This window comes from Paraburkholderia sp. JPY419 (genome assembly GCF_050435705.1).
Classification (GTDB): Bacteria; Pseudomonadota; Gammaproteobacteria; order Burkholderiales; family Burkholderiaceae; genus Paraburkholderia; species Paraburkholderia youngii.
Window position 1 is genome coordinate 2,017,685 of record NZ_JBNDKV010000004.1, and the last position, 26,133, is coordinate 2,043,817.

The following is a 26,133-nucleotide window of genomic DNA, read 5'->3' on the forward strand; positions in this document are numbered from 1 at the left end:
CCCATGAACTCATTCTTCTCGCGCCGCGCCAGCGTCGGCGCACGGCTTGCCGTGCTCTCGTGCGTGCTGGTCGCGGTCATTTTCAGCACCTTCGCGTGGGCGCTCGCACGGGCCGCCGGGGACCAGGTGCGCGACCAGGTGCTCGCGCGCATCGCCGACAAAGACCGCTCGATCGCCGCGATGATCGCGCTGTTCGACAAGGCGCTGTCGGCCGAGGTCGATCGATCGATGGCGCTATTCGCTAGCTTCCTGCCCACCGACTTCTCGCTCGACGACACGCAGAAGGTCGATATCGGCGGCACCGCGACGCCGACTTTCAAAGCCGGCGACAAGGTGCTGAACCTCGACTTCACGATTCCCGACCAGTTCCTCCAACGCAGCGGCGCGATCGCGACCATTTTTGCGCGCAGCGGCGACGACTTCGTGCGCGTGACCACGTCGCTGAAGAAGCAGGACGGCACCCGCGCGATCGGCACGCTGCTCGACCGCAAGGGGCCCGCCTATGCGCCGCTGCTCGCGAACCGCACGTACACCGGCCTCGCCCCGCTGTTCGGCAAGCGCATGATCACGCAGTACAAGCCGATCACCGACGCGAGCGGCCGAGTGATCGGCGCGCTGTTCGTCGGCGTCGACGTGGACAAGGAGATCCAGTCGGTCCAGGACGGCATCCGCGCGCTGAAGATCGGCGCGACCGGCTATTACTTCGTGCTCGACGCGTCGAGCGGCGCGGAGCGCGGCAAGCTGCTCGTGCATCCGGCTGCCGCCGGCCAGAAAGCCGACGACGCGAACGCACCGTATCAGCGCATGCTCGACATGAAGCAGGGCGAGCTCGACTACCGCTCGGCCGACGCGACCCTCGGCGAGAGCGACGCGGGCGACAAGTTCGTGTCGTTCGTCACGGTGCCGGAGTGGCAGTGGCTCGTCGGCGGCGTCGCGCCGCGCGACGAAGTGATGGCCGACGTCGTGCGCACCCGCAACGCGTTCCTGCTGCTCGGCCTCGCGCTGGTCGGCCTGTTCGCGATCGTGTTTCTCATCGCGGTGCGGCGGCTCGTCAGCCGTCCGCTCGAGGAAGCCGCGCGTGCGTCCGAGCGCCTCGCCGCGGGCGATCTGAGCGTGCGAGTGGCACACGGCCGCACACGCGCCGACGAGATCGGCCGTCTGATGCAGGCGATCGACGGCATCGGCGAAGGGCTCGCGCGCATCGTCGCGCAGGTGCGCAACGCGTCGGCCGGCATGTCGGCGGGTACCGAGAAAATCGCCGCCGGCAGCGGCAACATCGCGATGCGCATCGCGACCCAGGCAAGCAGCCTCGAGGAAACTGCCGCGAGCATGGAGCAGATCACGTCGACCGCAGCAGAACGCCGATCACGCGACCGAAGCGAACACGCTCGTCACGCAAGCCGCCGACGCCGCGCTCGAAGGCGGCCGCGCGGTCGAACGCGTGGTGTCGACGATGGGCGAGATCGGCCGCTCGTCGCAAAAAATCGCCGAGATCACGACGGTGATCGAGGGCATCGCCTTCCAGACCAACATCCTCGCGCTGAACGCGGCCGTCGAAGCGGCGCGCGCGGGCGAGCACGGCAAGGGCTTTGCGGTCGTCGCGTCGGAAGTGCGCGCGCTCGCGCAGCGCAGCGCGGCGGCAGTGAAGGAGATCGAGGGGGTAATCGCGGCGTCAGGCGCGAACGTCGACAGCGGTTTTCGGATTGCCGAAGAAGCGAGCGCGACGATGCAAGGCATCGTCACTCAGGTCGGTCAGGTCCGCGCGATCATGAGCGAGATCAACGTCGCGTCGCGCGAGCAGTCGGGCGGCATCGAGCAGGTCAACCGGGCGGTCACGCAGATCGGCGAGGCGACGCAGCAGAATGCGACGATCGTCGTCGATGCGGAAACCGCCGCGGCCGAATTGCGCGAGCAGGCTGCGCGGCTCGCGCAGCTGGTCAGCGTGTTCAAGCTGGAAGGGGAGCGCGGCTAACGGATCTGCCTACTGCGGGCGGCGGCGCACGGCGGCCGCCGCGCTCAGAACTCGACATCCAGTTCGTCGATCTCCTCGACTTCCTGCCGCGCTAGCGAGATCCACTCGCGCATTTCGGGCAGCGCCATGATGTGCTGCCCGTATTCGACGATATCCGGCTCGAGTTGCACGTCATAGGTCACGAAACGCGTGACCACCGGCGCGTACATCGCGTCCGCCGCGGTCCGCTCGCCGAACAGGAACGGACCGCCGTACTCCTTCAGGCATTCGCGCCAGATCGTCACGATCCGCTCGATATCCGACTGCGCGCGCGCCCAGACCTTGAAGCCCGGGAAATGCGCCTTCAGGTTCATCGGCAGCGCCGAGCGCAACGACGCAAACCCCGAATGCATCTCGCCGCAGATCGAGCGGCAATGCGCGCGGGCGCGGATCTCATGCGGCAACAGCGCGGCTTGCGGCTTCAGCTCGTTCAGATATTCGGCGATCGCCAGCGTGTCCCAGACCTTGACGCCGTCGTGCACGAGGCATGGCACCAGAATCGACGGCGAGAGCAGCAGTAGTTCGGCGCGCGTCGCGGGGTCGTCGATCGGCACGACGAGCTCCTCGAACGGCAAGCCGCTGAACTTCGTCAGCAGCCAGCCGCGCAGCGACCACGACGAATAGTTCCTGCTGCTAATCGTGAGCGTAGTATTTCCCATGCGTGTGTCCTCCAGATCGGGTATCGCGCCGCGCGTGCCTGCACTCATGCACGCCGCGGTGCGCGCGCGCACCAAAGCGCGGCAAGGCCGGCCCGTTTCGCCTACGCACGCAAGTGATATGCCGACGCACGCGAGACATGCCGCGACACACCGCGGCACACCGGGCGACGCGCGCCAGCGCCTGGCGCACCGCTTGCTTTTATTCGGGTTCCTGTTTTTCTGGCGCATTCGAGTGAAAGTATGAATCTGTTCGCCTATCCCGCCTATCAGGCCTGCGCCGACATGCTGCTGCCGCTGCGACACGGCGCGGCGCTGGCGAACCACTCGCTCGATGCGTGGCCGACATTCGCGGCTACGCCCCACGGACGCTCGCTGCGCGCGACCTGCGAACTGCTGATACTCGGCGGACTCACGCCGACGCGGCCACCGTTCGGCATCGACAGCGTCGTCACCGAAGGCGGCCCGGTCGCGGTGGTCGAGGAAGTCGTCGCGCGCACGCCGTTCTGCTCGCTGCTGCATTTTCGCAAGGGCGCCGTGCTTTCGACGCCGCAGCCACGCGTGCTGATGGTTGCGCCGATGTCGGGACACTTCGCGACGCTGCTGCGCGCAACCGTGCGCACGATGCTGCCCGAGCACGACGTCTATATCACCGACTGGCACAATCCGCGCGACGTGCCGCTCGGCGAGGGCCGCTTCGGCTTCGACGAGTTCGTGCGCCACGTGATCGACTTCACCGCGACGATCGGGTCCGGCACGCATCTGCTGGCGGTCTGCCAACCGACCGTCGCGGCGCTCGCCGCCGTCGCGCTGATGGCCGCCGACGACCATCCTGCGCAGCCGGCCAGCATGACGCTGATGGCCGGCCCGATCGACACGCGCATCAATCCGACCCGTGTCAACGAACTGGCGAGGAGCCGGCCGATCGAGTGGTTCGAGCGCAACCTGATCAGCGCGGTGCCGTTCGGCTTTGCGGGCGCGCAGCGTCGCGTGTATCCGGGCTTCGTTCAGTTGGCCTCGTTCATGGCGATGAATCCTGGCCGCCACGCCGACTCGTTCGAAACGATGTACTACGAGCGCGGCAAGGGTGATCCGCAAAAAGCCGACACCATTCGCACGTTCTACGAAGAGTACTTCGCGACGATGGATCTGACGGCCGACTTCTATCTGGAAACCGTCGACACGGTTTTTCAGCAGCACGCGCTGCCGTTGCGCGCGCTCGAAGTCGAGGGGCGTCTGGTCGAGCCGTCGAAGATTCGCCGCACCGCATTGCTGACCGTGGAAGGCGAAAAGGACGATATCTGCGCAGTCGGTCAGACGCTCGCCGCGCAGGACATCTGCGATCGTCTGCGGCCGTATCTGAAGACGCATTACGTGCAAACGGGCGTCGGCCACTACGGCGTGTTCAGCGGACGCCGCTGGGAGCGGCACGTTTATCCGCGCGTGCGGGCCGTGATTTACGACAACGAACCGCGCGCGGTGCTCGTCAGTTCACGCGCGCGTCCGATCCAGCCGGTGCCCGCGGCGACCGCGGCCGAAGTCACGGCGGCCGCGCCGGTCGCGGCCTCTGTTGTCGGAGTGGAGGTGGATGCGCCCGTAGGCGCGAGCGAGAGCGGCAACGGCGATTCCTCGGCCCAATCGTCCGGGCAGCCGTCACGCAAACCGCCGTCCGTGACGTCCTGAGCGTTCAGGCCGTTGGCCGGATCATCTGGAACATCTCGCCGATCTGCGCATAGTCGGCGCGATAGCCCGCGCGCATGATCGGCTGCGCGGCGTGCGTGTCGAACAGGCCGTCCTTCAGATAGGCCTCGTCGATATGCACGCCGACCACCTGGCCGAGCGACAGATAGTTGTCCATCGGCTTGCCGTCGACATCATGCAGACGCACGATCTGCAGCAGCTTGCATTCGAGCGCAGCGGGCGATTCGGCCACGTGCGGCACCGCCACGTTGCGGCCCGGCGCGGGCGTGAGCCCGGCCAGTGCGAACTCGTCGACGTGCGGCGCGACCGGCGCCGACGAGCGGTTCATCTGCTCGGCAAGCGGCCGGGTGGCGAGATTCCACACGAATTCACCGGTCGCCTCGATGTTGGCGAGGCTGTCCTTGCGGCCCTCGCTGCTGAAACCGATGATCGGCGGAAAGGTCGCGAACGCGCCGAAAAAGCTGTATGGCGCAAGGTTGAGCGCGCCTTGCGCATCGCGCGAAGAAATCCAGCCGATCAGCCGTGGCGCGACGATCGCCTTGAAAGGATCGTGCGGCAGGCCGTGACCGGCGGCGGGATCGTAGAAGTAGTGAGACATGACTTGAGACTCGTGTGATGGTCAGCGCAAAAAGTGGCGCAGAAGCAGATCCGGAACGGCTACTTATACAGCACTAGCCGCGCCCGATCACGCGCTTGCGCCCCTCCTTGACCCGCGCGATCCGCGCTTCGTCCCAGTCATGAAAACCCGCGCCGCTGCGCACGCCGACCCGCCCGGCGTCGACCTGCGCGCGCAGCAGATCGATCACGTCCTCGTCCTTTGCGAGTTGCGGCATTAGATGCGACGCGATGTCGACGAAGGTGTCGAGCCCGCCCATATCCGCGCTTTCGAACGGTCCGACGATGCCCCAGCGGCGTCCGAGCGAAGCCTTCATCACGCGATCGACGACTTCGGGCGTTGCCGCCCCCGAACGCACGATATGCAAGGCCTCGCGCAGCACCGCGAACTGCAGCCGATTGCCGACGAAGCCAGCAATCGCCTTCGCGAGCACGACCGGCTCCATGCCGATCGCGCTCATCAGCCCGGCGGTTTGCTGCACGACTTCGGGCGCGGTCTCGGTGCCTGGCACGACCTCGACGAGCGGAATCATGTGCGGCGGGTTCCAGAAATGCGCGATCACGAAGCGTTGCTTCGCACGCAGCGGGGTGGCGAGCTGGTCGGGCGGGAAGCCGCTGGTGTTGCTCGCGAGGATCGCATCATCGGCGAGCAGGCCGGTCAGTGTCGCGTAAAGGCGATGCTTGAGTTCGAGCACCTCGGGAATCGCCTCGATCACGAAGCGCGCTTGCGCGACCGCGGCGAGCTGCACGTGCGTTTCGATGCGCGCGAGCGCCGCCTGTTTGGCGGCATCGTCGATCCGGCCCGCGTCGATCAGCTCGTCGAGCACCGCTTGCGCTTTCGGCGCGACGCTCGCGAGCCGGGCCGGATCGACGTCGTGAACGATCGTCCGGTATCCATGCAGCGCGGCCTGCGTCGCAATGCCGACACCCATCAGTCCGGTGCCCACCACCCCTATCGCCACATCCTGCGTCGTCTTGTCCACACGCACTCCCGCTACCGTCGATCAAAGTCCCGAAGCATAGCGCAGCACGCTGCATTCCCCCGGTGGGACTTGCAAGCCCAAATGCGACGAAGCCGGTCTTTCCGTGGAGGGAAGACCGGCTTGGTGGACCCGCGCCGCCTGTTGCGGCGCGCTCAGGTGCGCATTAGTAGCGCGGCGTCGGCGGGCGGTGATCGTCGTGGTCGCCGCCTCGATGGTGCGGATCGTAGTCGCGCGGATGACGGCGCATCCAGTCGTCGTGCGCCCAGTAGCGGTGGCCGTCCCAATAACGATCGCCGTGCCAGCCGATGTCGATCGATACGCCCGCCGGCATCATGTGCGGTTGATCGTACACGACCGGCGCCGGGCGGTGCTCCACGATCACGCGGTCTTGCGCGAATGCACTACCGGCCGCGACGAGTGCGCCGCCCGCGAGCAGCGTTGCGATCAGCGAGCGCGATGCCTTGCCAAAGGTTTTCATAATGACCTCCCGTCAAAGTTTTATTCCAGGCCAGCGTCCGTGTTTGCCCGAATCGTGCGATTCACTTCCGAACCAGACGCCGTACGCTTGAGAGCCACTTTAGCGGCCCGGATCGCGTGAAGACGTTAGCAGTTGTAAGCGCGCATTTCATAGTCGGAGACGGATGACGAAAGCTCGATTTCGCTTTCTCACTGCATTGAACAAGGCTTACACGGCGGCGCTGTCGTTCTACCCGCTGAACCAGCATGAAAGCCGGTTACATTCATTTCGGCCCCGAAATATTCCGCAAGCGCAATGGTGCATCGCGGTAAAACGCCGCCAAAAACAAAAAGCCACGATTCGCATTTCGCGAATAGTGGCTCAATGAATACGCACCCGAGGTGCGCGCCCCAGCGCGTCGTGTCGCGCTGAGGAAGGTACGGCTGGACTTAGTCCGTCAGCTTGATGCCGAACAGCGTGGACTGCGCGCGGCGCAGACGCTCCGCTTCGCGGGCACGCGCCGCATACGAATAGTCCGAATCCAGCGGCAGATGAGGCGACGCAAAGAGGTCGCTGATCTTTTGGAACAGTGCAAAGATGAAGCTCATGGCGACTCCCGGTTAGTGACTGTATTGCTAGGGTTTTCCCTAGCCATGATTATAGGGGTTTTCCCTAGGGAAAAGCTAGTGCAATGCAGCAAAATTTCGGTGTGGTGGTTGTCGCGGTGTCACGGGGCCGGGAGGTGTTGCATCGCGACAACATCCCCCGATTCAACGACGGGGTGGGCGGCCGTGCTGAGCGCGAGCATGCTTCGCGTGTGTCGGCGTAGCGTTGGGCTGTAGGGGCGCGTTGAGGAGCGCCGCGGTGGGGGTCGTGACGGCGGCGGTCGCCGACGCCGAGTTCGCCGTCGCGGCCATCGCCGTATGCGCGTCGAGCAGGCTCACCATCGCCGCTTGCTGGTTCTGCATCATCTGTTCGATGCGCTGTTGCTGGGCCGTCGTCTCGTGCGTGAGGCGCATCAGCAGCAGCGTCTGCGCGATGCCGATCGCCACCGTCACCAGCAGTGCACCGACCACGATCGACAGCATCCATTTCACGCGCCGCGAATGATCGGTCGCGGCGCGGCGCTGATCGGCGATCACGCCATAGAGCGCATCGACCGTATCGGCGAACGCGGTGGCACGCGCGCGGTCGAGTTCCGGTTCCGAGCGTAGCGCAGTGGCAGCCGCGTCGGTGCGGCGCGCGTCACGCCACGACGTGGCGAATCCGGTGTGGTTCTCTGCGGACGCGGGCCGGGGTGTCGTCAACGGCGCGGTGGTCGAGGACTTGTCGTCCTGTTTCGGCCTCACAGCCTCTGGCGAGGCGGACTGGGTACGCGTCACGGACTCGTTGGTGGACTTGCGCGCGCTAGTGTCGTCGTCGGTCGCGGCGGACGTTGCGGACGAGGCTGGAATTGCAGCCGCAGTCGCATCGCGCGATGCCGTCGCGGCTTTCGCAAAGGTCGCAGCGAAACGCTGCTGCGGCTTGCCCGCGCCCGCCGTCGCTGCCGACTCCGCTTCAGCCGCCTGACGCAATGCGGTCACGCTGCGCGCGACGGTCGCGGCGGCCATCGCCGAGCTCAGCGGCGCGGATGACTCACGCGAAGGGGGGGTGGGTTTGTCTTCGGTGTTTGCTTCGGCGTTCGGCGTTGCATCGTCGGAGGCGCCGTTCGCGGGCTTGCTTTCGGGCGCATCGGCAGCCGCCATCGCCGGTTCGACGTCAAACCCGCTCAACTGCTCGTTCACCGGCATCGGTACATCCAGTTTCGCCGCACGCGGTGCGCGGCGCGCAGTCTTGTCGAGCGCCACGTGTTCATCGAATGCGCCGACCGCCTGCAGCACCACGTCCGGCAACTCGAACCCGTGCAGCGTGCCTTGGCGGACGTCGATGTTCATCGCTTCGAGCGTCGCGCGGGTGGGATCGTCGGGGAACAGGTCGAGCGTGCTGTCGTCGCGCGCAACGCCGCTCAGTTGCGCGAGGCGTTGCGCCGAGCGCGCCGCGCGCGCCAGCTTGTTTTCGGTTTCAGTGGAGACGGCGCCCTGCCGCTGCTTCTTCGAAGCGACGCGCCGGGGCCTGGACTGCGGGGATGCTGCGGAATCTGCCATAGAGGAAAAAGCGGTCGTCGCCAGGAACGGGCGCCGGATGCCGCTCGTCATTGCCGTTGGAATATTTAGAGCCCGCATTGTCGCATGGCGCTCCGCCCGCGCCGAAGCCATTCCCCGACGATTTGCGCGCTTTCGAGCCCCTCGCGCGTTTCACGACCTCGCAGGCGTCGAGCATTCCGGATGCTTGCTTGGCTCGAGGTGTCAGCGCGAGGCGTTTGCTTTATGCTAGGCCGCAGACCACAGCGACCCGGCCGAGCGGACCCCTGAGCCGCCACCTTGAGCGCCGCCTCGATACACTGCGCACGTTACGCGCCCGAACCAACCGACCATGCCAAGCACGACCCCTCCCCTTGCTGCGACGACCACCGCCGCGAACACGCTGCGCGAGCACTTCGCGAACGTGGTGCTGCCGATGTGGCGCGGGCCCGGCTTCAACCACGCGTTGCAGCTACCCTACGAAGCGCTCGACGCCACCGGAGCCGAGCCTTTGCCCGCGCAACGCTATCGGGCGATGGCGTGCGCGCGGCAGTTGTTCACGTTTGCGCAAGCGGGCGACATGGAACACGCGCGCGTGCTGTTCGATTCGCTGACGCGCACCTTTCGGGACGCCGACCACGGCGGATGGTTTTATAGCGTCGACGCGCTCGGCGTGCCGCTCGACACGACGAAGGACCTCTACACGCACGCGTTCGTCGTGTTCGCTTGTGCGGAATACGCGCGGCGCTCCGCCAACCTCGACGCGCTGAAGCTCGTACACAGCACGACCGCGCTGATCCAGTCGAACTTCTCGGCAGACGGCGACCTGTTCAACGCCGCGCTGAACGTCGACTTTTCGAAAGTCACCGCCACGCCGCTGCAGAATCCGCTGATGCACCTGACCGAAGCGTGGCTCGCCGCCTGCCAGGCGACGCGCGACAACGTCTTCGGCGCCGCGTTGCGCCGCCTCGCTGGCGCGGTCGCGCGATACTTCGTGCATGCGCCGAGCGGCTGCATCGCCGAACTGCCGATCGGTGCGAGCGGCAACCGTCTGGAGCCGGGACATCAGTTCGAGTGGTACTGGCTGGTCAGGCAGGCGGGCGCGCTGTTCGACGGCACGAGGCTAACGGAAGCGCTGGCGCGCGGTTTCGCCTTCGCGCAGCAGCATGGGGTGGACCCGAACAACGGCGGGGTGTGCGCATCGCTCGACGAGGCTGGCAACGTCAGCGACGCGACTCAGCGGATCTGGGCGCAGACGGAATACCTGCGCGCGCTCGCCTGTCACGACGATCCGGCCGTGCGCGCGGCGCTGCCGCAACAGATCGCGCGTTTTCAGAGATGCTTTTTGCAAGGACATGGCTGGTTCGAATGCAAGACGTCGAGCGGGGAAGTTGCGCGCGCCGACATGCCGTCAACCACGCCTTATCACCTGGCTACCGCCTATGCGGCGCTACCTGCGGGTGCCGAATCGGCAGCGGGAACTTGGCCGAATTTGGACGTCGATCAATGAAATTGAACGCTTGATCGTCTCAATAAAGAGCCGCCTGCATGGACGACGATCCGCCGCCGGGTCGCGAGGAAATTAATGCCGCTGGTAAACCCTGGCGCGAAAAAAGTTCTCGCCAAACGTTCTCAAAGCGCGAAAAAACATCAAAACCGGGAATACCCGGATGCATGTTGATTGGCGTCTGTCATAAAGACGTGATACAACTCTTCCCTCGCGCTCGCTTTGCATCGAGCAAGAGCGGTCGCGATGCAATACACAACATTTATTTGGATCAAAAATGGCAACAGGTACTGTTAAGTGGTTTAACGATGCAAAGGGCTTTGGCTTCATCACCCCGGACGACGGCGGCGAAGACCTGTTTGCACACTTCTCGGAAATCCAGGCATCGGGCTTCAAGTCCCTGCAGGAAAACCAGAAAGTGTCGTTCGAAGTCAAGCAAGGCCCGAAGGGCAAGCAGGCTGCAAACATCCAGTCGATCTAAGTACCTTCAGGTGCTTTGAAACAGACTTGGACGTCACGATAGGCCTCTAAAGGCCCCTGCGTCTAATGCAAATGGCTCGCTTTACGCGGGCCATTTTCTATTTCTGCGTCGCGTCTGCAAGCGTCGCTGCTTAAAGCGCATGCATTCCGGTTAATGCGAATTCAGCATTTCCTGCGGACATTGCACTGCGCTGTTGCGTGCGCAACACACTTTCAGAAATTTCGAACACGGAAACGGCCTGTTTCAATTGCTCGGTCTGCTGATGCAGCGAAGCAGCCGCCGCCGCGGCCTGCTCGACGAGCGCCGCGTTCTGCTGCGTCATCTCGTCCATCTGCGCGACCGCCTGGTTCACCTGCTCGATGCCGGTGCTCTGCTCGAGCGACGACGCGCTGATTTCGGCCATCATCTGCGTGACGCGCGAGATCGACGCCGACACATGGCTCATCGCTTCGCCGGCGCGCTCGACCAGCGCCGAGCCGCCCTGAATCTCCGCGACCGATTCGCTGATCAGCGTCTTGATTTCCTTCGCCGATTGCGCGCTGCGTTGGGCGAGGCCGCGCACTTCGCCGGCCACGACCGCGAAGCCGCGGCCCTGCTCTCCGGCACGCGCCGCCTCGACGGCGGCATTGAGCGCGAGGATGTTGGTCTGAAACGCGATACCGTCGATCACCGAAATGATCTCGGCGATTTTGTCCGAGCTCTGCGCGATGCCGCGCATCTTGTCGACCACCTGGTTGACGACTTCGCTGCCGCGCGACGTTGCGTCGAGCGCGGTCTCGGCGAGCGCGTTGGCTTCGCGCGCGTGATCGGCGTTCTGGCGCACGGTCGCCGTCAGTTCTTCCATGCTCGACGCCGTTTCCTCGAGCGATGCCGCCTGGTTTTCGGTGCGTGCGGACAGATCGGCGTTGCCGGTCGCGATTTCGTTGGCGCCGAGATGGATCGAGTCGGCCGATTCGCGCACGCTGCTGACGGTGCGTGCGACGCTCGCCTGCATCGTCGCGAGGCCGGAGAACAGGCGGCCGATTTCGTTGCTGCCGCGCGCGGCGATCGGTTGATCGAGACGGCCTTGCGCGATGCGCTCGAAGTGGCGGCCCGCCTCCTCGAGCGGTGCCACGACGCCGCGGCGCAGCGCTGTATACACGGCTAGCGTGCCGGCGACCAGCACGAGCAGAATCACCACGCTGACGATGCGAAACGCCGCCACGCGCGCATCGATCGAAGCTAGCGACGCGCGGCTCGCGGCGTCGCCGAATTGCTCGAAGTTGTGCACTTCCGCCAGATAGGCGTCCTGAAACGATTGCGTGGGTTGATCGAGAAAGGCCTGGATATTGTTCGAGTCGAGATACTGCACGAGCTCCGCGAGCGCGCCGTGCAGCGTCTTGTAGCGTTCGGCGAGCGCGGTGGCGCGCGCGCTGTCTTCGTCGCTGGTCTTCTGGGCGCTCATGAAGCCCGCGAAAGACTGATCGGCGGCGGCGAGCTGTTCGCGAGCGTGCTGCACGATGTCCGTCGGCTCGGCGCCGCCGCGCACCATGCGCGTGCCGGCGCGCGACAGGTTGATGCGCGCGTCCATCAGGCGCTGCGTCGTCTGGTTGACCGCGTCGACCTGCTTCAGCGCGATGCTCGCCAGATCGCCGACGTCGTCGTGCGTGCGCGTCAGCGACCAGAAGCCCAACCCTACCGTGACGAGCTGGAAGACGCAGAACGCGGCCAGAACACATAGCAGGCCGGATGCGACCTTGATCTTGCTGAACATCGGGGACACCTGGGAACAAAGGATGACGGAGGCTACACCAGGGTTAACGGCAGCCCGATTAATGGCTTGAGGCCAAAGCCCGCAAAAAGCGCCCTACGTGCAGGTTACATCGGCGATCGTCGCGATTGTGATCGTTTTGCGCAACAATGCTCCGTTCATCGCGAGGAATCACCTTGCGCAGTGCAGCGGCACTTCCTAGAGTGGGTAGGGACCGCGTGGCGCTCGCCGTGCGGATGTACTGCTGCACCGATCCACCACCCCGACCCTGCACGAAGGAACCACGATGACCGACCTACTCGACCGGGCGCGCGGCGCACTGCACGCCCAGCCGTTCAGTATGCTGCTAGGCGCGGAGTTGATGCACGCCAGCAGCGAAGAGCTCACCCTGTGTCTGCCGATTCGCGATGAACTGCGGCAGCAGCATGGCTTCGTGCATGGCGGCGTCATCAGTTATCTCGCCGACAATGCGTTGACGTTCGCGGGCGCGCTGTCGCTGGGTCCGCGAGTCGTGACCGGTGAATACAAGATCAACTATCTGCGCCCGGCAGTGAAGGGCACGCTGATCGCGCGCGCCAGCGTCGTCTATGCGGGCCGGCATCAGGCGACCTGCCAGTGCAGCGTGTTCGTGATGGAAGGGAATCGCGAGAAGCTGGTGGCGGTTGCGCAGGGGACCGTGAATCGGATTGGCGAGAATGGCGAGCAGGAGGCGGGGAGTTAAAGCCGCGCGGCATGAAAAAGGCCGCTCCTGCGCGTAACAGTAACGGCCTTGCATTTCACAGCGACGAGACAGGAAGAGAAAGCGCGTTACTCCGCCGCGTAAGTCTTCTGCGTCTGCTCGCCCAGCCCTTCGATACCCAGACGCACCGTCTGCCCCGGCTTCAGGAATACCGGGTTCGGCTTCACGCCCATGCCGACGCCCGGCGGCGTGCCGGTCGAGATCACGTCGCCCGGCTCCAGGCTCATGCACTGCGACACGTACGACACCAGCTTCGCGACACTGAAGATCATCGTCTTCGTGCTGCCGTTCTGGTAGCGATGGCCGTCCACTTCGAGCCACAGGCCCAGGTTCTGCGGATCGGCGACTTCATCGCGCGTGACGACCCACGGGCCGATCGGGCCGAACGTGTCGAAGCCCTTGCCCTTGTCCCACGTGCCGCCGCGCTCGATCTGCCATTCGCGCTCCGACACGTCGTTGACGACGCAGTAGCCGGCCACGTGCTCGAGCGCGTTCGCTTCGTCGACGTACTTCGCCGCCTTGCCGATCACGACGCCGAGTTCCACTTCCCAGTCGGTCTTCTTCGAGCCGCGCGGGATCTCGATGTCGTCGTTCGGGCCGCTGATCGCGCTCGTCCACTTGTTGAAGATGACCGGTTCGGCCGGCACCGGCAGATTCGATTCCGCCGCGTGATCCGCGTAGTTCAGGCCGATGCAGATGAACTTGCCGATCTTGCCGACGCACGGGCCCACGCGCGGATTGCCTTCGACGACCGGCAGCGTTGCCGGATCGAGTGCGCGCAGTTTCGCGAGGCTTTCATCGCCGAGCACAGCGCCGTCGATATCGCCCACCACCTTCGACAGATCGCGAATCTTGCCTTGCGCGTCCAGCAGGCCCGGCTTTTCCTGGCCCTTCGGCCCATAACGAAGCAGTTTCATCGTTGCACTTTCCTTTCCGTTCAGTAGTGTTCAGTTCGTCAATCAATCAGAATCAGTTCGACCATCCGCCGTCGATCACATGGAGCTGGCCCGTCGTGAACGACGACTCGTCGGACGCGAGATACAGCGCGAGCGCGGCGATTTCCTCCGGCTTGCCGATGCGGCCCATCGGCTGACGCGCGACGAACGCGGCCTGCACCGCATCGACGGACGCGCCCTGCGCCTGAGCCTGCGCGGCGATCCGCTGTTCGAGCGACGGCGAAGACACCGTGCCCGGGCAAATCGCGTTACAGCGTACACCACGCGTGACGAAATCCGCGGCCACGGACTTGGTCAACCCGACCACCGCGGCCTTCGACGCGCCGTAAGCAAAGCGGTTCGGCACCCCCTTCACGCTCGACGCCGCCGACGACATATTGATGATCGAGCCGCCGCCCCTCTCCAGCATGGCCGGCAAGAACGCGCGAATCATACGGTACATCGCCTTCGCGTTGAGGTCGAACGCGAAATCCCAGTCCTCCTCGCTGCATTCGAGGATATTGCCCGCATGCACGTAGCCCGCGCAGTTGAACAGCACGTCGATCGTGCCGACTTCCGCGGCGAGCGCCTTGATCGCCGCGCCGTCGAGCACGTCGAGCTTGCGCGCCTCGACCGGCTTGCCGGCGAGTCCGTCGATGCGGATATCGGTGGCGATCACGCGCGCACCTTCGCGCGCGAACAGTTCGGCGGTGGCGAGACCGATACCTTGTCCCGCCGCGGTGATCAGGGCGGTTTTGCCGGCCAGTCTTTGCGTCATCTACGACTCCAGTTGAATGGGCTGCTAACGAAATCAAAGCCGGTAAAACGCGGCGGCGTTCTCGCCGAACACGGCGTCGCGCTCGGCGTCGCTCAACGACGCAAGCAGCGTGGTCGCCACCGAATGCCAGAGCAGATAGTCGCCGTTCAGTTCGAGCACGGGCCAGTCGCTGCCCCACATCAGCCGCGCGGGGCCGAACGTGTTCAGCAGGTGTTCGACGTAAGGCCGCAGCGTGTCTTCGGTCCAGCCGGGCGACGCCTCGGTCGCGAGCCCCGACAGCTTGCAGTGCACCTGAGGGAATGCGGCGAGCCGGGTAATCGCATCGCGCCACACATCGTAGCCCGCCTGGCCGAAGCGGATCGGCGGCTTCGCGCCATGATCGACCACCATGCGCAACGCCGGAAAACGCTGCGCGAAAATCTCGACGTACTGCACGTGACGCGCGTAGATCAGCGCATCGAACGCGAGGTCGTGCGCGATCAGCGCGTCGATCGCCGGCGTGAGGTCGGGGTTGGCGATCCAGCCGTCGTCGGGCAGGTCCTGCAGCATCGGCCGCACGCCCTTGAACTTCGGCTCGCGCGCGAGCGCCTCGATCAGATCGGGCGCGTTCGGCAACAGCAGCGGCACCCAACCGACCACGCCCGCGATCGACGGCTCGTGCCGCGCAATGTCGAGCAGGTAGCGGGTTTCGTCGAGCGTCGGCGCGGCCTGCACGACCACGGTCCGCTCGATGCCGGCCTGTTCGCGCAACGGCTTCAGATCATCAGGCCCGAACGGCCGGTAGAGAATTTTCAGCTCCGGCGTCAGCCACTCGTAGTCGCCCCGCGCGGGGTCCCAGTAATGCTGGTGAGCGTCGATCGGCATGGTCGGTTCAGTCCTCGGGCGCGGGCGCGCGGGGGTCGAGCAGGCCCGCGGCGCGCAATGCAGACCACAAGGCCGCGGGGATCGGTTGCTCGAACGACGCGACGTTCTCGCGCAATTCGTCGGCACTGCGCGCGCCGGTCAGCACGGTGGCGACCGCCGGATGCGCATACGGAAACTGCAATGCGGCGGCGGCGAGCGGCACATCGTGCGCGCGGCATACCGCCTCCAGACGCGCGACGCGCTCGATCACCTCGGGCGGCGCGGCGCCGTAGTTGAACTTCAAATCGCCTTCGACGCCGCGCGCCAGAATGCCCGAATTGAACGCGCCGCCGAGCAGAATGCTGACGCCGCGCGCCTCGCAGGCGGGCAGCAGGTCGTCGAGAGTGGTCTGCTCGAGCAGCGTATAACGCCCCGCGAGCAACGCGCAATCGATATCGCACTCGGCCATCGCGTCGAGAATCACCGCGCCTTCGTTGACACCGAGGCCGACCGCCTTGATCGCGCCGGTCGAACGCAGGCGCTCCAGCGCGCGGAAACCGCCGCCTTCGGTCAGTTGCCGCCAGTAGTGCGGATGCTGGTCGCCGTGCGTGACGCGGCCGATGTCATGCACGAGCAGGATGTCGATATCGACGATGCCGAGGCGCTGCTGGCTGTCCTCGAACGAACGCAAAATGCCGTCGTGCGTGTAGTCGTAGATCGCTTCGAACGGCAGCGGATTCTGCCAGCCTTCGCGGTCGTCGAATGGCGACGTGCGCGGCACGAAGCGGCGGCCGACCTTGGTCGACAGCACATATTCGCCGCGCGGATAGTGGCGCAACGCGGCGCCGAGCCGATGCTCGGCCTTGGTGTTGCCATAGTGCGGCGCGGTGTCGAAGTAGCGGACGCCCGCGTCCCAGGCGGCGGCGATGGTCGCATGGGCCTCCTCGTCGGACAGGTCGCGATACAGGCCGCCGAGCGGCGCCGTGCCGAGCCCTAGTCCGCTCACCTGCAACGAGCCGCGGCCGATCCGGCGCCGTTGCCCGATCCTGGATCCGATCGATGCCGACATGAGCGTGTCTCCCTATTTTGTGGTGTTTTTACCATGCGACGGGCCCAATGCGCAGCCAGAAAAGGCGCGCCTCGCTCGCGCGTGCATTCATTCACCAATGAACCTATTATTCATATTCGAATTTTTCCAAGTCAAGAAAACTGCACGACGCGACGCCCGGGGTTTTCCCTGGACAGCAGACATTCAGTTCGCGAAACGCTGCGCGCGCGCCAGATAATAAGACTTCCAACGAGATCCTGACCCTCACGATGGACGCCGAAGACAAAGACGACGACCGCTACCGCGCCCCCGCACTGGATAAAGGCCTCGACATTCTCGAGCTGCTGTCCGAGCAGAAGGAAGGACTCACGCGCGCCGAAATCACGCGCCAGCTGGGCCGCAATGCGAGCGAGATGTACCGGATGCTCGAACGCCTCGTCGCGCGTCAATACGTGGTGCGCTCAGCGGCCGGCGACCGCTACTCGCTGAGCCTGAAGCTGTTCGCGCTCGCGCACCGTCATCCGCCGATGAACCGGCTGATCGCCGAAGCACTGCCACTGATGCAGCGCTTCGCCGACGCGGCCGAGCAGTCGTGCCACCTCGTCGTCTACGACCGCGGCAACCTGCTGGTGATCGCCCAGGTCGACGGGCCGGGCACGTGGGGCATGTCGGTGCGGCTCGGCTCGCGGGTCGGACTGATCGACACCGGCTCGGGGCGCGTGATGCTCGCGTTCCAGAGCGTCGAGCAGCGTCAGCAGATGCTTGCCGAGCACACCAAGGTGAAGGGCGAAGTGACGCTCGATCGCGACGCGCTGGAGGAGGCCTGCGAACGCATCCGCGCGGCCGGCTTCTGGCAGAAGGACAGCCAGCAGACCTTCGGCGTCACCGACGTGACGTTCCCAATCCTCGCGCCGTCGGGACAAGCGATCGCGGTGCTCACCTGTCCGTATCTGCGGCGGATCGACGAATACGTCGCGCCGACGCTCGAAGCGGCCACCACGCTGCTGCGCGACACGGTGCAGGCGCTGTCGATGTTCCGCGAGCAGGCCGCGTGATTGACAAGCTGTGCGGCAAGTTGCGCGACGACGTTCGTGCGGCTGCACGCACGCGCACTTGGTTTAGAATGGCGGCCCTTCCAAAATACCGCCGCATGACGGGCTCATGCGCGCGCATCGATTGAGCAATGGCCAAACTTCTGACCGATTCCGAATTCCAGCGTTTTTCCGAACTCCAGCAGAAGCAGTCGAGCTTCACGATCACCGCGGCAGAAGCCGACGAACTGCGCGACATCGTCGCTCACGCGCAGAAGCGCCGCGACGACCGCGCCGCCGCGATGCAAAGCATCGAGACCTTCATCCAGCAATTCGACATCACGCCCGACGAGCTGTTTTCGCCCGAGCAGATCGGCGAAGCGGCGCGCACCTACGGCCTGATTCCGGCCGCGCGCAAGGAGCGCGTGCTGCCGCCGTCGCTGACGTTCAACGGCAAGCCGTACCAATGGACCACCCGCCCGCTGCCCGATGAAATTCGCGTGCCGCTGTTCGACGCGTTCAAGGGCGGCGAGTCGGTGAAATCGTTCATTTCGACGCTGAAGGACGCGAACCGCTGCGCCGCGACGATCGCGCGGCTCGAGCGCGAAACTGGCGCGGTGTATGCGCAGGCATGGCTCGATGAGCTGTCGGTCACGCGCGCGCAAGTCGATGAGGCAGCGCAGAAGCTGGCGGCGTGAGGTGATGAAGCCGTGCGTTGAGCGGCTCGCGACGTAAGCCGCTCAAACCCCGGGCTGATTCTGCGCGGCGGACTTCGGCTCCGCCCCCGCCGTTTCGTCGAGCGCCATCCGGAAGCCGACCACGCCGGGGTCTTCGGTCCGCGTGATCGTGAAGCCGCTGGCCTTCGCCAGCGCGATCATCGCGGTGTTCTCGCGCAGCGCCTCACCGATCAGCCAGTGCGTATCGCGCGCCCGCGCGTACGCAATGATCCGCTGCATCAGCAACTGGCCGAGGCGGCGCCCCTTCTGGTCCGAGCGCACGGTCACCGCGAATTCGGCTGTCTCGTTGTCGGGATCCGCCACCGCGCGCACCACGCCGAGCGTCTGCGCGACGCCGTCTTCGTTCACGACCGTCGCGATCAGCGCCATTTCCCGGTCGTAATCGATCTGCGTCATGCGCGCGAGTTGCGAGTGGTCGAACGCGCCGACCGCACCGAAAAAACGCAGCCGCAAATCTTCCGGCGTCATCGCGTTCACGAACTCGCGATGCGCGTTTTCGTCTTCCGGGCGAATCGGCCGTACCGTTATACGCATACCCTGCCAGTCGATCGTTTCCTCGAAGCGGCGCGGATACGGCACGATCGCGAGACGGCTGCGCTTGCCGCCGACCCGCAACACCGGATCGACCACCGTCACGCGGTCACCGTAGACCCTCAGCTTCAACGACAGGCCGACGATCTCGCGCACGTCGCAAACCGCTTGCGACAATGCCGTCAACGCGGCGAGCGTCGGCTCCGGCGCGACCAGCCTCGCGTATTGCGAACGGGTGACGATATCGCGCGCGAGCATCGGATTGAGCGGCGGCAGGCCGTACACGTGCAAGCCGCTGGAAACGCCGTCGATCGGCGGCGCGGCGAAGCGGAACACGGGGCCGAAGTTGTCGTCGTCGTGCAGTTCGACGGCGACGTCGACGATGGGTTTTGTCGCGCTGTCGGCATCGGCGCACGGCGCAGCGGCGTCCGGCGCGTCGGCGCCCGGCCTAGCGGCGCTCCCTTCTTCCACACCCTCCACCTGCAACCCGAATCGCGCCAGAAACCGCGCCACCGCGTCCCCGGCGAGCTCGCTTTCGCCCGCCGCCAACGCTTCGCGAGCCTGCGCCTGGGCGGCGTCGATCGACTCGGGAATCTGCGCGGGCAGGCCTTCCGGCGTTTGCATCAGCAATTCGCGGCCCAGCCGGTAATCGACCAGACGGGCGAACGCGCGCGCGAGCCGCTGCGGCGTCGTGTGCACCGGGATGCCCTGCGCATGCAGCGCGTCGCGCCTCGCCGCATCGACACCGCCGAAGAAGCATGCGAGGAGCCCGCGATACGCAAAGCGCTGATGCTCGATCAGCGCCTGCGCGACGTCGTCGACGGGCGCGCCATGCGTCGATGCATGCACCACGACGGCGGTGCCGGTCTCGCGATACTCGCCGAGCAGCTTCAGCGCGGTGCCGAAGTGCTCAGGACGGGCGCCGTCGCCGAGCAGCAGCGGATTGCCGCCCACCGCGAGCGGCAGCGCTTCGCGCAGCGCGTCCGACGCCGCGGCCGGCCACGGCGCGAGCAGGCCGCCGGCGGCGCTGAATGCGTCGCGCGCGAGCGTCGCGAGACCCCGGTCGCTGGTAATCAGCGTCGCGGTGGCGCCCGCCGCCACGCGGCCGACGCCGAGCGTTTCGATTTCGTCGAGCAGATCGTCGAGCGCGTCGACGCGCACGAGGCCCGCGCGCCGGAACGCCGCTGTATAGAGACCGTCGGCGGGATCGTCGCGGCCGGAGCGCAGCGCGAGCACCGGCTTGTTGCGCGCCGCCGCGCGCGCGGCCGACATGAACTTGCGCGCCGCCCGCACGCTGTCGAGTTCGACCAGGATCGCGCGGGTGCCGGGGTCGCTCGCGAGGTAATCGAGCACGTCGCCGGCATCGACGTCGGCCTCCGCTCCGAGCGCCACCGCGTGCGAAAAACCGAGCCCGCGCGCGCGCGCCCAGCCGAGCACCGCGTTGGTCAGCGCATTCGACTGCGACACCCAGGCCACGCCCCCCGCCTTGACCGTGCAGGACGGCGCGCCCAGATGTGCGCCGATTGCCGGCGACACCACGCCGAGACTACCCGGCCCGACGATGCGCAACAGATGCGGCCGCGCCGCCGACAGCGCGTGCCGCAGTTCGAGCCGGTCTTCATCGCTGCGCACTTCGCCCACGATGATCACGGCGCGCGTGCCCATACCGCCGAGCTTGTGGATCAACGAGGGCCATGTCGCGGGCGGCGTGCAGATCACCGCGACGGTGGGCGCCTGCGGCAGATCTCCGACATCGGAAATCACCGGGTGGACGCCGAGCTTCGCGTGCTTCGGATTGACCGGCCACAGCGGGCCGTCAAAGCCGCCTTCGAGCACGCGCGCCCAGACCATCGCGCCGATGCTGCCCGGCCGTTCGGAAGCGCCGATCACGGCGACGGATTTCGGGCGAAACAGGGCGTCGAGATTGCGAACGGTCACGGTCGCTCCATGCGGTTGGACAGGAATTGGAGCCGGCTTCGCGGCGGGGCGGGTGGTTCCGTCAGCATAGGCGAAGTCGCGCGCTGCCGCCGGGACGTCGTGGCGACCGAAAAGAAAAAAGCCGCGTCGATCGACGCGGCTTTTTTGCTTCGAAACCAGCGGACTCGCCGCTTTACATCGCCTTCCTGAACGGCGCCCCCGAGTGCTCGCGCAACTCGTTGAACACGATCTTCGGCCACGCCTTCTGCGCGACTTCGATCTCCGACACGTGCGAGGCCAGGTAGGTCGGCGCATCGGACGCATCGAGCGCGATGCGCGCCGAGTACGAGTCGGTGAAGCGGCGCAGCTCGGCCGGATCGTCGCAGGTCACCCAGCGCGACAGCCGGTAGCGCGCGGGCGCCATCCGCACGTCGACCTTGTATTCCGTCGACAGACGGTGCGACACCACTTCGAACTGCAGTTGCCCGACCGCGCCGAGAATCATCAGACCGCCCGCTTCGGGACGGAACACCTGGATCGCGCCTTCCTCGCCGAGCTGCTTCAGCGCTTCGCCGAGCTGCTTCGCGCGCATCGGATCGACCACTTCGACGGTCTGGAAAATTTCCGGCGCGAAGAACGGCAGGCCGACGAACTGCAGCTGCTCGCCTTCGGTCAGCGTATCGCCGAGACTGAGCGTGCCGTGATTCGGAATACCGATGATGTCGCCCGGATACGCCTCGCTCACCGTCTCGCGACGCTGCGACAGGAACGTGACCACGTTGTTCGCACGGAACGTCTTGTTCGAGCGCGTGACCTTCACCGCCATGCCGCGCTCGAAACGTCCCGAGCACACGCGGATGAACGCGACACGGTCGCGGTGCGCGAGGTCCATGTTCGCCTGCACCTTGAACACGACGCCGGTGAACTTCGACTCTTCCGGCTGCACCGGGCGCTGCACGGTCATACGCATCGACGGCGGCGGCGCGAGGTCGACCAGCGCGTCGAGAATTTCCTTCACGCCGAAGTTGTTGATCGCCGAGCCGAACAGCACCGGCGACTGCTGCCCGGCCAGAAACTGCTCACGGTCGAATTCGGGCGTCGCGCCGCTGATCAGATCGATCTCTTCCTTCGCACGCACCCACGCGTGGCCGAAACGGCGCTCGCCTTCCTCGTCGCCCAGTGCCTGCAGCGTTTCGACCGCGCCGCCGGCCGTCTCCTGGCCGGCGCGGAACACCCGCACCTGATCGCGCTGGACGTCGTAGACGCCCTGAAAATCCTTGCCCATGCCGATCGGCCATGTGAACGGCACTGCCGCCACGCCGAGGTGCTGCTCGATTTCGTCGAGCAGTTCGAGCGGCTCGCGCACTTCGCGGTCGAGCTTGTTGATGAACGTGACGATCGGCGTCTTGCGGCTGCGGCAGACTTCAAGCAGCTTCAGCGTCTGCGCTTCGACGCCGTTCGCGCCGTCGATCACCATCACGGCGGCGTCGACCGCGGTCAGCACGCGGTAGGTATCTTCGGAAAAGTCCTCGTGGCCCGGCGTGTCGAGCAGGTTGATCACGCAATCGCCGTACTCGAACTGCATCACCGAGCTCGCGACCGAAATGCCGCGTTGCTTTTCGATCTCCATCCAGTCGGACGTCGCGTAGCGGTTGCTCTTGCGGCCCTTCACCGTACCGGCGATCTGGATCGCGCCCGAAAACAGCAGCAGCTTTTCGGTGAGCGTGGTTTTACCCGCGTCCGGGTGGGAAATGACCGCGAACGTGCGGCGGCGTTTGAGTTCGGAGACTGACATCGGGTCTGGCGGTCACGGAAAGGGGTTCGGGCGGTTCCCGGCGGCTTTGGGCGGCCGGATGCCGCGCGTGGCGCGGCGGCGTCGAGCTGCGGGAGTCGGGCGCGGGCCGGAATCGGCCGGCACTGGTTCGACAATGCGGGAATCGCTGGTGCAAAAACGGCGCAAGGTGCGAATGATACACGTCTGGCGCGACGGCCGGGGGAAAGGGCCGCGGCACCGGACGGGGCGACCGCGCAAGCGTCCCGCGCCGCGCATGCCCGCGGGCAAAGGTGAGTGTTTTCGGGACTTGCGGCGGCGAATATGATTCGCGGCCAAAGGTGAGGATCGCGAAGCGCACGCACGCACCTGCCGCGGCGCACGCACCACAACCGCGATGTGCGGGAAAACCGCGGTAAAGCGTCGAAACGCTACGAAGAGGCTCCGGCTCGACGCCTGGAAACGCCCGCCGGCAAAGGCCGGCGCGGGTTTGCGGCGAGCTGTGCGGAGCGGCGCGACACGATGGTGATTCGCACCCGCGGCGGTGCGTCGCGCGACAAAGCCTGGCTCATCGAAGCATCCCGCGAGCTTCGAACGCATCGGTGAATCTCGCTGGACACGTTCAGGCGTCACGCAAAGGTGAGCGTTTTCGGGACCTTCGCAACGGTGCGGAACGAGTCAAACGACGCATCACTTCAGAGAACACGGACGCATCGGCATCCACGGCGAACTTCAACCTTCGATCAGAAACCGCTCGCGATTTTTCCCGACGAGCCAGGCCGGCGAGCGTCCACGGCCGCTCCAGGTTTCGCCGGTCTTCGGATTGCGGTACTTGGCGACTGCCGTCGCCGACGACTTGCGGCGCGGCTTCGGCGCGGCGCTCGTGAAGCCGAGTTCTTCGGCGGTCAGATCGTATTCGGCAATCTTCTGCTTGATATCGGCGATAGCTTGCGCGACTTCCTTGTCGCGCGCGGCTGCGACTTCCTTGTGAAGTTTTTCGAGTTGCGCAGTCAACTGTTTGTAAGAGGCCATGCCGGTGTTCCCCCCTCGGTTGGACGCACTGCGATGAATCGCGATGAATGGTTAGCGGACACTATCAGACGAATAAATCACAGGATAGTGAATCACGCGGCCGAGCGCAGGCGCGAAGGCCGCGCTCAATCGTCGATCGCATCGTAGACGCGGCGTTCGAAGTCGATGGCCATCGGGAACGGGTCGATCGAGCGACGCTGGATCAGCATGAGGCCGATCATGTTCTCGACCGGATCGGCGAACCAGCTCGTGCCGTACGCGCCGGGCCAACCGAACGAGCCGAGCGAGCGATAGCCGAGCGGCAATTGCTGCGCCGGATCGTCGACGATCGATAGTCCAAGGCCGAAGCCCTGCCCCGCCCAGATCACGTGACCGAACGCAGGCAGGCGGCGCTGGTCGCGGCTCAGGAAATTGCTGCGCATCAGGTCGATCGAGCGATGCGACAGCAGCCGCGTGCCGCCGACGCGGCCGCGCCCGAGCAGCAGTTGCGCGAATTGCAGATAGTCCTCGGCGGTCGAGACCAGCCCGCCGCCGCCGCTCTGAAAGCGCCGCGGATTGGCCCAGCGGCTCGCCGCCGCATGATCCTCGACCACGCGACGCCGCGTTCCCGGATCGATGTTGTACGCGGTGGCGAGGCGAGCAAGCTGCGCGTCGGGCACCCAGAACGCGGTGTCGCGCATGCCGAGCGGCTCGAAAATGCGCGTGCGGAAAAACTCGCCGAGCGGCATGCCGCTCACGCGTTCGATCAGCACGCCGAGCACGTCGGTCGCCACGCCGTAGTGCCAGCGCGAGCCGGGCTGGAACATCAGCGGCAGTGCGGCGATGCGCGCGAGCCACGCGCTGTTGCCGCCGCTCGCCTCGAAGCCGTTGAAAGCCGCTGAGTAGGCTTCGGAGAGCGGGCCCGTCGCCGTGAAGTGATACGCGAAGCCCGCGCGATGCGTGAGCAGGTCGAGCACCGTAATCGGCGCGCGAATCGGATCGGTCTGGTCGAGCGGGCCGCTCGGATCACGCAGCACGCGCGGCGCCGCAAGCTCGGGCAGCCACCGCGAAACGGGCGCATCGAGCGCGAGGCGGTCTTCCTCGATCAGCATCATGATCGCGGCACTCGTCACCGGCTTCGTCATCGAAGCGATGCGAAACAGCGTGTCGCGCTCCATCGGCAATTGCGCGGCTTCGTCGCGTAGGCCTATCGGTTCGAAGTAGCCGAGTTCGCCGCGCCGCCATACGAGCGCCACCACCCCCGCCACTTCGCCGCGCTCCACGTAACCCTGCATCGTGGTGGTCACCCTCGCGAGCCGGGTCGCGGCAAGCCCTGCTATCTGCATGTTCGTCCTGTGTCGGTAAAAGAAAGCGCGCGCGCCCATGTCACTTTGGCGATCAACCGATAGATATAACCGGTCCGGGGAAAGCGCACACGACGGCTTTCCTGATTGCCGATTCCGATTGGCGGACTTAGTGACGACACTCAGGCTTTCTGCCGTTTTTCCAATGCGCAAAGCGCGGCATCGAGGCGTTTGACACGGGTTGCCTGCGCCGGCACGATAACCGCGCCGGAAACGTGCTGGAGGCGGTTTCGCCAATAAGACAACGGAATACGGTCTTCTGCGGAAATATGGGAAATTATCTGTTCGAGATGCTCGATATCTTTTTCGAGTTGCTGATGATTCATTGCTTTCCCCGGATTCTATTGAATTAGTGTTGAAGCAAAAAAATCGAAAGCATAAGTCGCGTTGGCCCGCGCGATCCGAACTAAGGCCCGCCAGTAACGGGAAAACCTTCCTCTTGGTTTTCTGCGCCGAAAAAAATCGGCAGTTTCTTCTCGTCGGGGTTAAATTCCCGACTGTATAAAAAGAATACTGCTGTCAAATTTCACGTTCCGTTGCCTGCCGCACTGAACTTCGTTGGAACACCCCGAAGGTAAAGATAAATCGTTGTCGGGGCGCAAAGGATAATCGGTGTACGGCGACTCAACGTTGTAAAAAAGCCGCGGGCGGCGTACTTAACCCAATTCGCATGCCAGTCGCGGATCGGACCCACATTAGGCACATGAATTTATGACAGCCATGTGGTAACCGCAAGCGTATCGGGACTTGGCATGGAATCACCCGGAACAGGCGAAAAAACCAATGCCGCCTGCGAATGGAACTGCCGCGCGCGCCGGCGTTGCACCGGCGCGGCTAAAGGTGCTTACTTCGCGGTCGCGCGGCACGCGTAGATCAGGCTCAGCGTGCCGCCCTGGCTCGACTGCCGCACGACGTCGAACGCGCCATTGCAACTGGCGGCCGCCTGTTGCGAGCACGAGTCGGAACCGACCGGGCATTGCACGAGCGTGGTTAAGCGGCCGTCCGGCAGGAACAGCGGCGCGCTGCTGCTACACCCGCCAAGCGCGACGATCGCGCCGACGGCCAGCATGATGCTCGAGCGGCGCGGGAAGAAGGAAAGGCGTTTCATGGAGACCCCGGTCACGTCTTGTTTTTCGATCTCGCGATT

24 protein-coding genes and 1 pseudogene are annotated in these 26,133 nt (G+C 65.5%); 8 read left to right on the forward strand and 17 right to left on the reverse strand.

Annotation, left to right across the window (positions count from 1 at the left end; genetic code table 11):
• The first annotated feature begins 3 nt into the window (after positions 1-3).
• Positions 4-1,972: pseudogene (locus tag QFZ91_RS37665) on the forward strand (methyl-accepting chemotaxis protein).
• 44 nt (positions 1,973-2,016) lie between these two features.
• Here the strand turns inward: QFZ91_RS37665 and QFZ91_RS37670 are convergent.
• Positions 2,017-2,670 (reverse strand): glutathione S-transferase family protein, encoded by a 654-nt coding sequence (locus tag QFZ91_RS37670; RefSeq protein WP_176107154.1) that lies wholly within the window; start codon positions 2,668-2,670, stop codon positions 2,017-2,019.
• 240 nt (positions 2,671-2,910) lie between these two features.
• On the opposite strand from QFZ91_RS37670, the gene QFZ91_RS37675 reads away from it, so the two are divergent.
• Entirely contained in the window at positions 2,911-4,350 is a 1,440-nt protein-coding gene (locus QFZ91_RS37675) for a polyhydroxyalkanoate depolymerase (protein ID WP_429570388.1), read from the forward strand.
• Positions 4,351-4,354: 4 nt separating this feature from the next.
• On the opposite strand, the gene QFZ91_RS37680 is transcribed toward QFZ91_RS37675, so the two are convergent.
• From QFZ91_RS37680 to QFZ91_RS37690, 3 genes are all read right to left on the reverse strand, one after another.
• Positions 4,355-4,966 carry a flavin reductase family protein gene (locus QFZ91_RS37680; protein ID WP_368589584.1) on the reverse strand — a complete coding sequence of 204 codons (612 nt, stop codon included), beginning with the start codon at positions 4,964-4,966 and terminating at the stop codon, positions 4,355-4,357.
• Between the two features lie 73 nt (positions 4,967-5,039).
• A complete protein-coding gene (locus QFZ91_RS37685) occupies positions 5,040-5,966 on the reverse strand; it encodes a 3-hydroxyacyl-CoA dehydrogenase family protein (RefSeq protein WP_429570389.1) in 927 nt (308 codons plus the stop codon).
• A gap of 163 nt (positions 5,967-6,129) precedes the next feature.
• A complete protein-coding gene (locus QFZ91_RS37690; RefSeq protein WP_429570390.1) occupies positions 6,130-6,444 on the reverse strand; it encodes a hypothetical protein in 315 nt (104 codons plus the stop codon).
• 163 nt (positions 6,445-6,607) lie between these two features.
• Here QFZ91_RS37690 and QFZ91_RS37695 point away from each other — a divergent pair, with 163 nt between their 5' ends.
• On the forward strand, positions 6,608-6,811 hold the full coding sequence (locus tag QFZ91_RS37695; RefSeq protein WP_429570391.1) for a hypothetical protein: 204 nt from the start codon (positions 6,608-6,610) through the stop codon (positions 6,809-6,811).
• A 61-nt stretch (positions 6,812-6,872) separates the two neighbouring features.
• Here the strand turns inward: QFZ91_RS37695 and QFZ91_RS37700 are convergent, their stop codons facing one another.
• Both QFZ91_RS37700 and QFZ91_RS37705 read right to left on the reverse strand, forming a co-directional pair.
• Positions 6,873-7,031, reverse strand: coding sequence for a hypothetical protein (locus tag QFZ91_RS37700; RefSeq protein WP_176107149.1), 159 nt, complete (start codon positions 7,029-7,031; stop codon positions 6,873-6,875).
• A gap of 162 nt (positions 7,032-7,193) precedes the next feature.
• Entirely contained in the window at positions 7,194-8,567 is a 1,374-nt protein-coding gene (locus QFZ91_RS37705) for a hypothetical protein (RefSeq protein WP_429570392.1), read from the reverse strand.
• A gap of 328 nt (positions 8,568-8,895) precedes the next feature.
• Between QFZ91_RS37705 and QFZ91_RS37710 the strand changes: the two genes are divergently transcribed.
• Together QFZ91_RS37710 and QFZ91_RS37715 are read left to right on the forward strand one after the other, a co-directional pair.
• Positions 8,896-10,053: an AGE family epimerase/isomerase gene (locus QFZ91_RS37710; protein ID WP_429570393.1), complete on the forward strand. Its 1,158-nt coding sequence runs from the start codon at positions 8,896-8,898 to the stop codon at positions 10,051-10,053.
• A 274-nt stretch (positions 10,054-10,327) separates the two neighbouring features.
• Positions 10,328-10,531 (forward strand): cold-shock protein, encoded by a 204-nt coding sequence (locus QFZ91_RS37715; RefSeq protein WP_013092907.1) that lies wholly within the window; start codon positions 10,328-10,330, stop codon positions 10,529-10,531.
• 130 nt (positions 10,532-10,661) lie between these two features.
• Here the strand turns inward: QFZ91_RS37715 and QFZ91_RS37720 are convergent, their stop codons facing one another.
• Entirely contained in the window at positions 10,662-12,284 is a 1,623-nt protein-coding gene (locus QFZ91_RS37720) for a methyl-accepting chemotaxis protein (protein ID WP_429570394.1), read from the reverse strand.
• A 283-nt stretch (positions 12,285-12,567) separates the two neighbouring features.
• On the opposite strand from QFZ91_RS37720, the gene QFZ91_RS37725 reads away from it, so the two are divergent.
• On the forward strand, positions 12,568-13,002 hold the full coding sequence (locus QFZ91_RS37725) for a PaaI family thioesterase (protein ID WP_176120798.1): 435 nt from the start codon (positions 12,568-12,570) through the stop codon (positions 13,000-13,002).
• Positions 13,003-13,088: 86 nt separating this feature from the next.
• Here the strand turns inward: QFZ91_RS37725 and QFZ91_RS37730 are convergent, their stop codons facing one another.
• From QFZ91_RS37730 to QFZ91_RS37745, 4 genes are read right to left on the reverse strand one after another with little or no spacing between them, the layout of a single operon-like run.
• A complete protein-coding gene (locus QFZ91_RS37730; RefSeq protein WP_429570395.1) occupies positions 13,089-13,937 on the reverse strand; it encodes an ureidoglycolate lyase in 849 nt (282 codons plus the stop codon).
• Positions 13,938-13,989: 52 nt separating this feature from the next.
• Positions 13,990-14,733, reverse strand: coding sequence for an SDR family oxidoreductase (locus tag QFZ91_RS37735; protein WP_013092903.1), 744 nt, complete (start codon positions 14,731-14,733; stop codon positions 13,990-13,992).
• Positions 14,734-14,766: 33 nt separating this feature from the next.
• Positions 14,767-15,597, reverse strand: coding sequence for an amidohydrolase family protein (locus QFZ91_RS37740; RefSeq protein WP_176378841.1), 831 nt, complete (start codon positions 15,595-15,597; stop codon positions 14,767-14,769).
• A gap of 7 nt (positions 15,598-15,604) precedes the next feature.
• Positions 15,605-16,645, reverse strand: coding sequence for an aldo/keto reductase (locus tag QFZ91_RS37745; RefSeq protein WP_429570396.1), 1,041 nt, complete (start codon positions 16,643-16,645; stop codon positions 15,605-15,607).
• A gap of 248 nt (positions 16,646-16,893) precedes the next feature.
• Between QFZ91_RS37745 and QFZ91_RS37750 the strand changes: the two genes are divergently transcribed.
• On the forward strand, positions 16,894-17,679 hold the full coding sequence (locus QFZ91_RS37750; RefSeq protein WP_176366385.1) for an IclR family transcriptional regulator: 786 nt from the start codon (positions 16,894-16,896) through the stop codon (positions 17,677-17,679).
• A 128-nt stretch (positions 17,680-17,807) separates the two neighbouring features.
• Positions 17,808-18,353 (forward strand): hypothetical protein, encoded by a 546-nt coding sequence (locus QFZ91_RS37755; RefSeq protein ID WP_013092899.1) that lies wholly within the window; start codon positions 17,808-17,810, stop codon positions 18,351-18,353.
• Positions 18,354-18,395: 42 nt separating this feature from the next.
• Here the strand turns inward: QFZ91_RS37755 and QFZ91_RS37760 are convergent, their stop codons facing one another.
• The 6 genes from QFZ91_RS37760 to QFZ91_RS37785 all read right to left on the reverse strand — a co-directional run bounded on the left by QFZ91_RS37760 (position 18,396) and on the right by QFZ91_RS37785 (position 26,094).
• Positions 18,396-20,861, reverse strand: a complete 2,466-nt coding sequence (locus tag QFZ91_RS37760; protein ID WP_429570397.1) for a GNAT family N-acetyltransferase — start codon at positions 20,859-20,861, stop codon at positions 18,396-18,398.
• 172 nt (positions 20,862-21,033) lie between these two features.
• Entirely contained in the window at positions 21,034-22,635 is a 1,602-nt protein-coding gene (locus QFZ91_RS37765; RefSeq protein WP_429570398.1) for a peptide chain release factor 3, read from the reverse strand.
• 708 nt (positions 22,636-23,343) lie between these two features.
• Positions 23,344-23,643, reverse strand: a complete 300-nt coding sequence (locus QFZ91_RS37770) for an H-NS family nucleoid-associated regulatory protein (protein ID WP_176120804.1) — start codon at positions 23,641-23,643, stop codon at positions 23,344-23,346.
• 125 nt (positions 23,644-23,768) lie between these two features.
• On the reverse strand, positions 23,769-24,968 hold the full coding sequence (locus QFZ91_RS37775) for a serine hydrolase domain-containing protein (protein ID WP_429570399.1): 1,200 nt from the start codon (positions 24,966-24,968) through the stop codon (positions 23,769-23,771).
• Positions 24,969-25,108: 140 nt separating this feature from the next.
• Entirely contained in the window at positions 25,109-25,312 is a 204-nt protein-coding gene (locus QFZ91_RS37780; RefSeq protein ID WP_018438439.1) for a hypothetical protein, read from the reverse strand.
• Between the two features lie 518 nt (positions 25,313-25,830).
• Positions 25,831-26,094, reverse strand: coding sequence for a hypothetical protein (locus QFZ91_RS37785; protein ID WP_176378836.1), 264 nt, complete (start codon positions 26,092-26,094; stop codon positions 25,831-25,833).
• Positions 26,095-26,133: the final 39 nt, after the last annotated feature.

Excerpts from the sequence above, each read along its gene's own strand:
- QFZ91_RS37785 (WP_176378836.1), bottom strand. The coding sequence starts at position 26,094 with ATGAAACGCCTTTCCTTCTTCCCGCGCCGCTCGAGCATCATGCTGGCC.
- QFZ91_RS37725 (WP_176120798.1), top strand. The coding sequence starts at position 12,568 with ATGACCGACCTACTCGACCGGGCGCGCGGCGCACTGCACGCCCAGCCG.
- QFZ91_RS37680 (WP_368589584.1), bottom strand. The coding sequence starts at position 4,966 with ATGTCTCACTACTTCTACGATCCCGCCGCCGGTCACGGCCTGCCGCAC.
- QFZ91_RS37755 (WP_013092899.1), top strand. The coding sequence starts at position 17,808 with ATGGCCAAACTTCTGACCGATTCCGAATTCCAGCGTTTTTCCGAACTC.
- QFZ91_RS37735 (WP_013092903.1), bottom strand. The coding sequence starts at position 14,733 with ATGACGCAAAGACTGGCCGGCAAAACCGCCCTGATCACCGCGGCGGGA.
- QFZ91_RS37780 (WP_018438439.1), bottom strand. The coding sequence starts at position 25,312 with ATGAATCATCAGCAACTCGAAAAAGATATCGAGCATCTCGAACAGATA.
- QFZ91_RS37770 (WP_176120804.1), bottom strand. The coding sequence starts at position 23,643 with ATGGCCTCTTACAAACAGTTGACTGCGCAACTCGAAAAACTTCACAAG.
- QFZ91_RS37740 (WP_176378841.1), bottom strand. The coding sequence starts at position 15,597 with ATGCCGATCGACGCTCACCAGCATTACTGGGACCCCGCGCGGGGCGAC.
- QFZ91_RS37700 (WP_176107149.1), bottom strand. The coding sequence starts at position 7,031 with ATGAGCTTCATCTTTGCACTGTTCCAAAAGATCAGCGACCTCTTTGCG.
- QFZ91_RS37670 (WP_176107154.1), bottom strand. The coding sequence starts at position 2,670 with ATGGGAAATACTACGCTCACGATTAGCAGCAGGAACTATTCGTCGTGG.
- QFZ91_RS37690 (WP_429570390.1), bottom strand. The coding sequence starts at position 6,444 with ATGAAAACCTTTGGCAAGGCATCGCGCTCGCTGATCGCAACGCTGCTC.
- QFZ91_RS37750 (WP_176366385.1), top strand. The coding sequence starts at position 16,894 with ATGGACGCCGAAGACAAAGACGACGACCGCTACCGCGCCCCCGCACTG.
- QFZ91_RS37730 (WP_429570395.1), bottom strand. The coding sequence starts at position 13,937 with ATGAAACTGCTTCGTTATGGGCCGAAGGGCCAGGAAAAGCCGGGCCTG.
- QFZ91_RS37720 (WP_429570394.1), bottom strand. The coding sequence starts at position 12,284 with ATGTTCAGCAAGATCAAGGTCGCATCCGGCCTGCTATGTGTTCTGGCC.
- QFZ91_RS37715 (WP_013092907.1), top strand. The coding sequence starts at position 10,328 with ATGGCAACAGGTACTGTTAAGTGGTTTAACGATGCAAAGGGCTTTGGC.
- QFZ91_RS37765 (WP_429570398.1), bottom strand. The coding sequence starts at position 22,635 with ATGTCAGTCTCCGAACTCAAACGCCGCCGCACGTTCGCGGTCATTTCC.
- QFZ91_RS37745 (WP_429570396.1), bottom strand. The coding sequence starts at position 16,645 with ATGTCGGCATCGATCGGATCCAGGATCGGGCAACGGCGCCGGATCGGC.
- QFZ91_RS37695 (WP_429570391.1), top strand. The coding sequence starts at position 6,608 with ATGACGAAAGCTCGATTTCGCTTTCTCACTGCATTGAACAAGGCTTAC.
- QFZ91_RS37705 (WP_429570392.1), bottom strand. The coding sequence starts at position 8,567 with ATGGCAGATTCCGCAGCATCCCCGCAGTCCAGGCCCCGGCGCGTCGCT.
- QFZ91_RS37675 (WP_429570388.1), top strand. The coding sequence starts at position 2,911 with ATGAATCTGTTCGCCTATCCCGCCTATCAGGCCTGCGCCGACATGCTG.
- QFZ91_RS37710 (WP_429570393.1), top strand. The coding sequence starts at position 8,896 with ATGCCAAGCACGACCCCTCCCCTTGCTGCGACGACCACCGCCGCGAAC.
- QFZ91_RS37775 (WP_429570399.1), bottom strand. The coding sequence starts at position 24,968 with ATGCAGATAGCAGGGCTTGCCGCGACCCGGCTCGCGAGGGTGACCACC.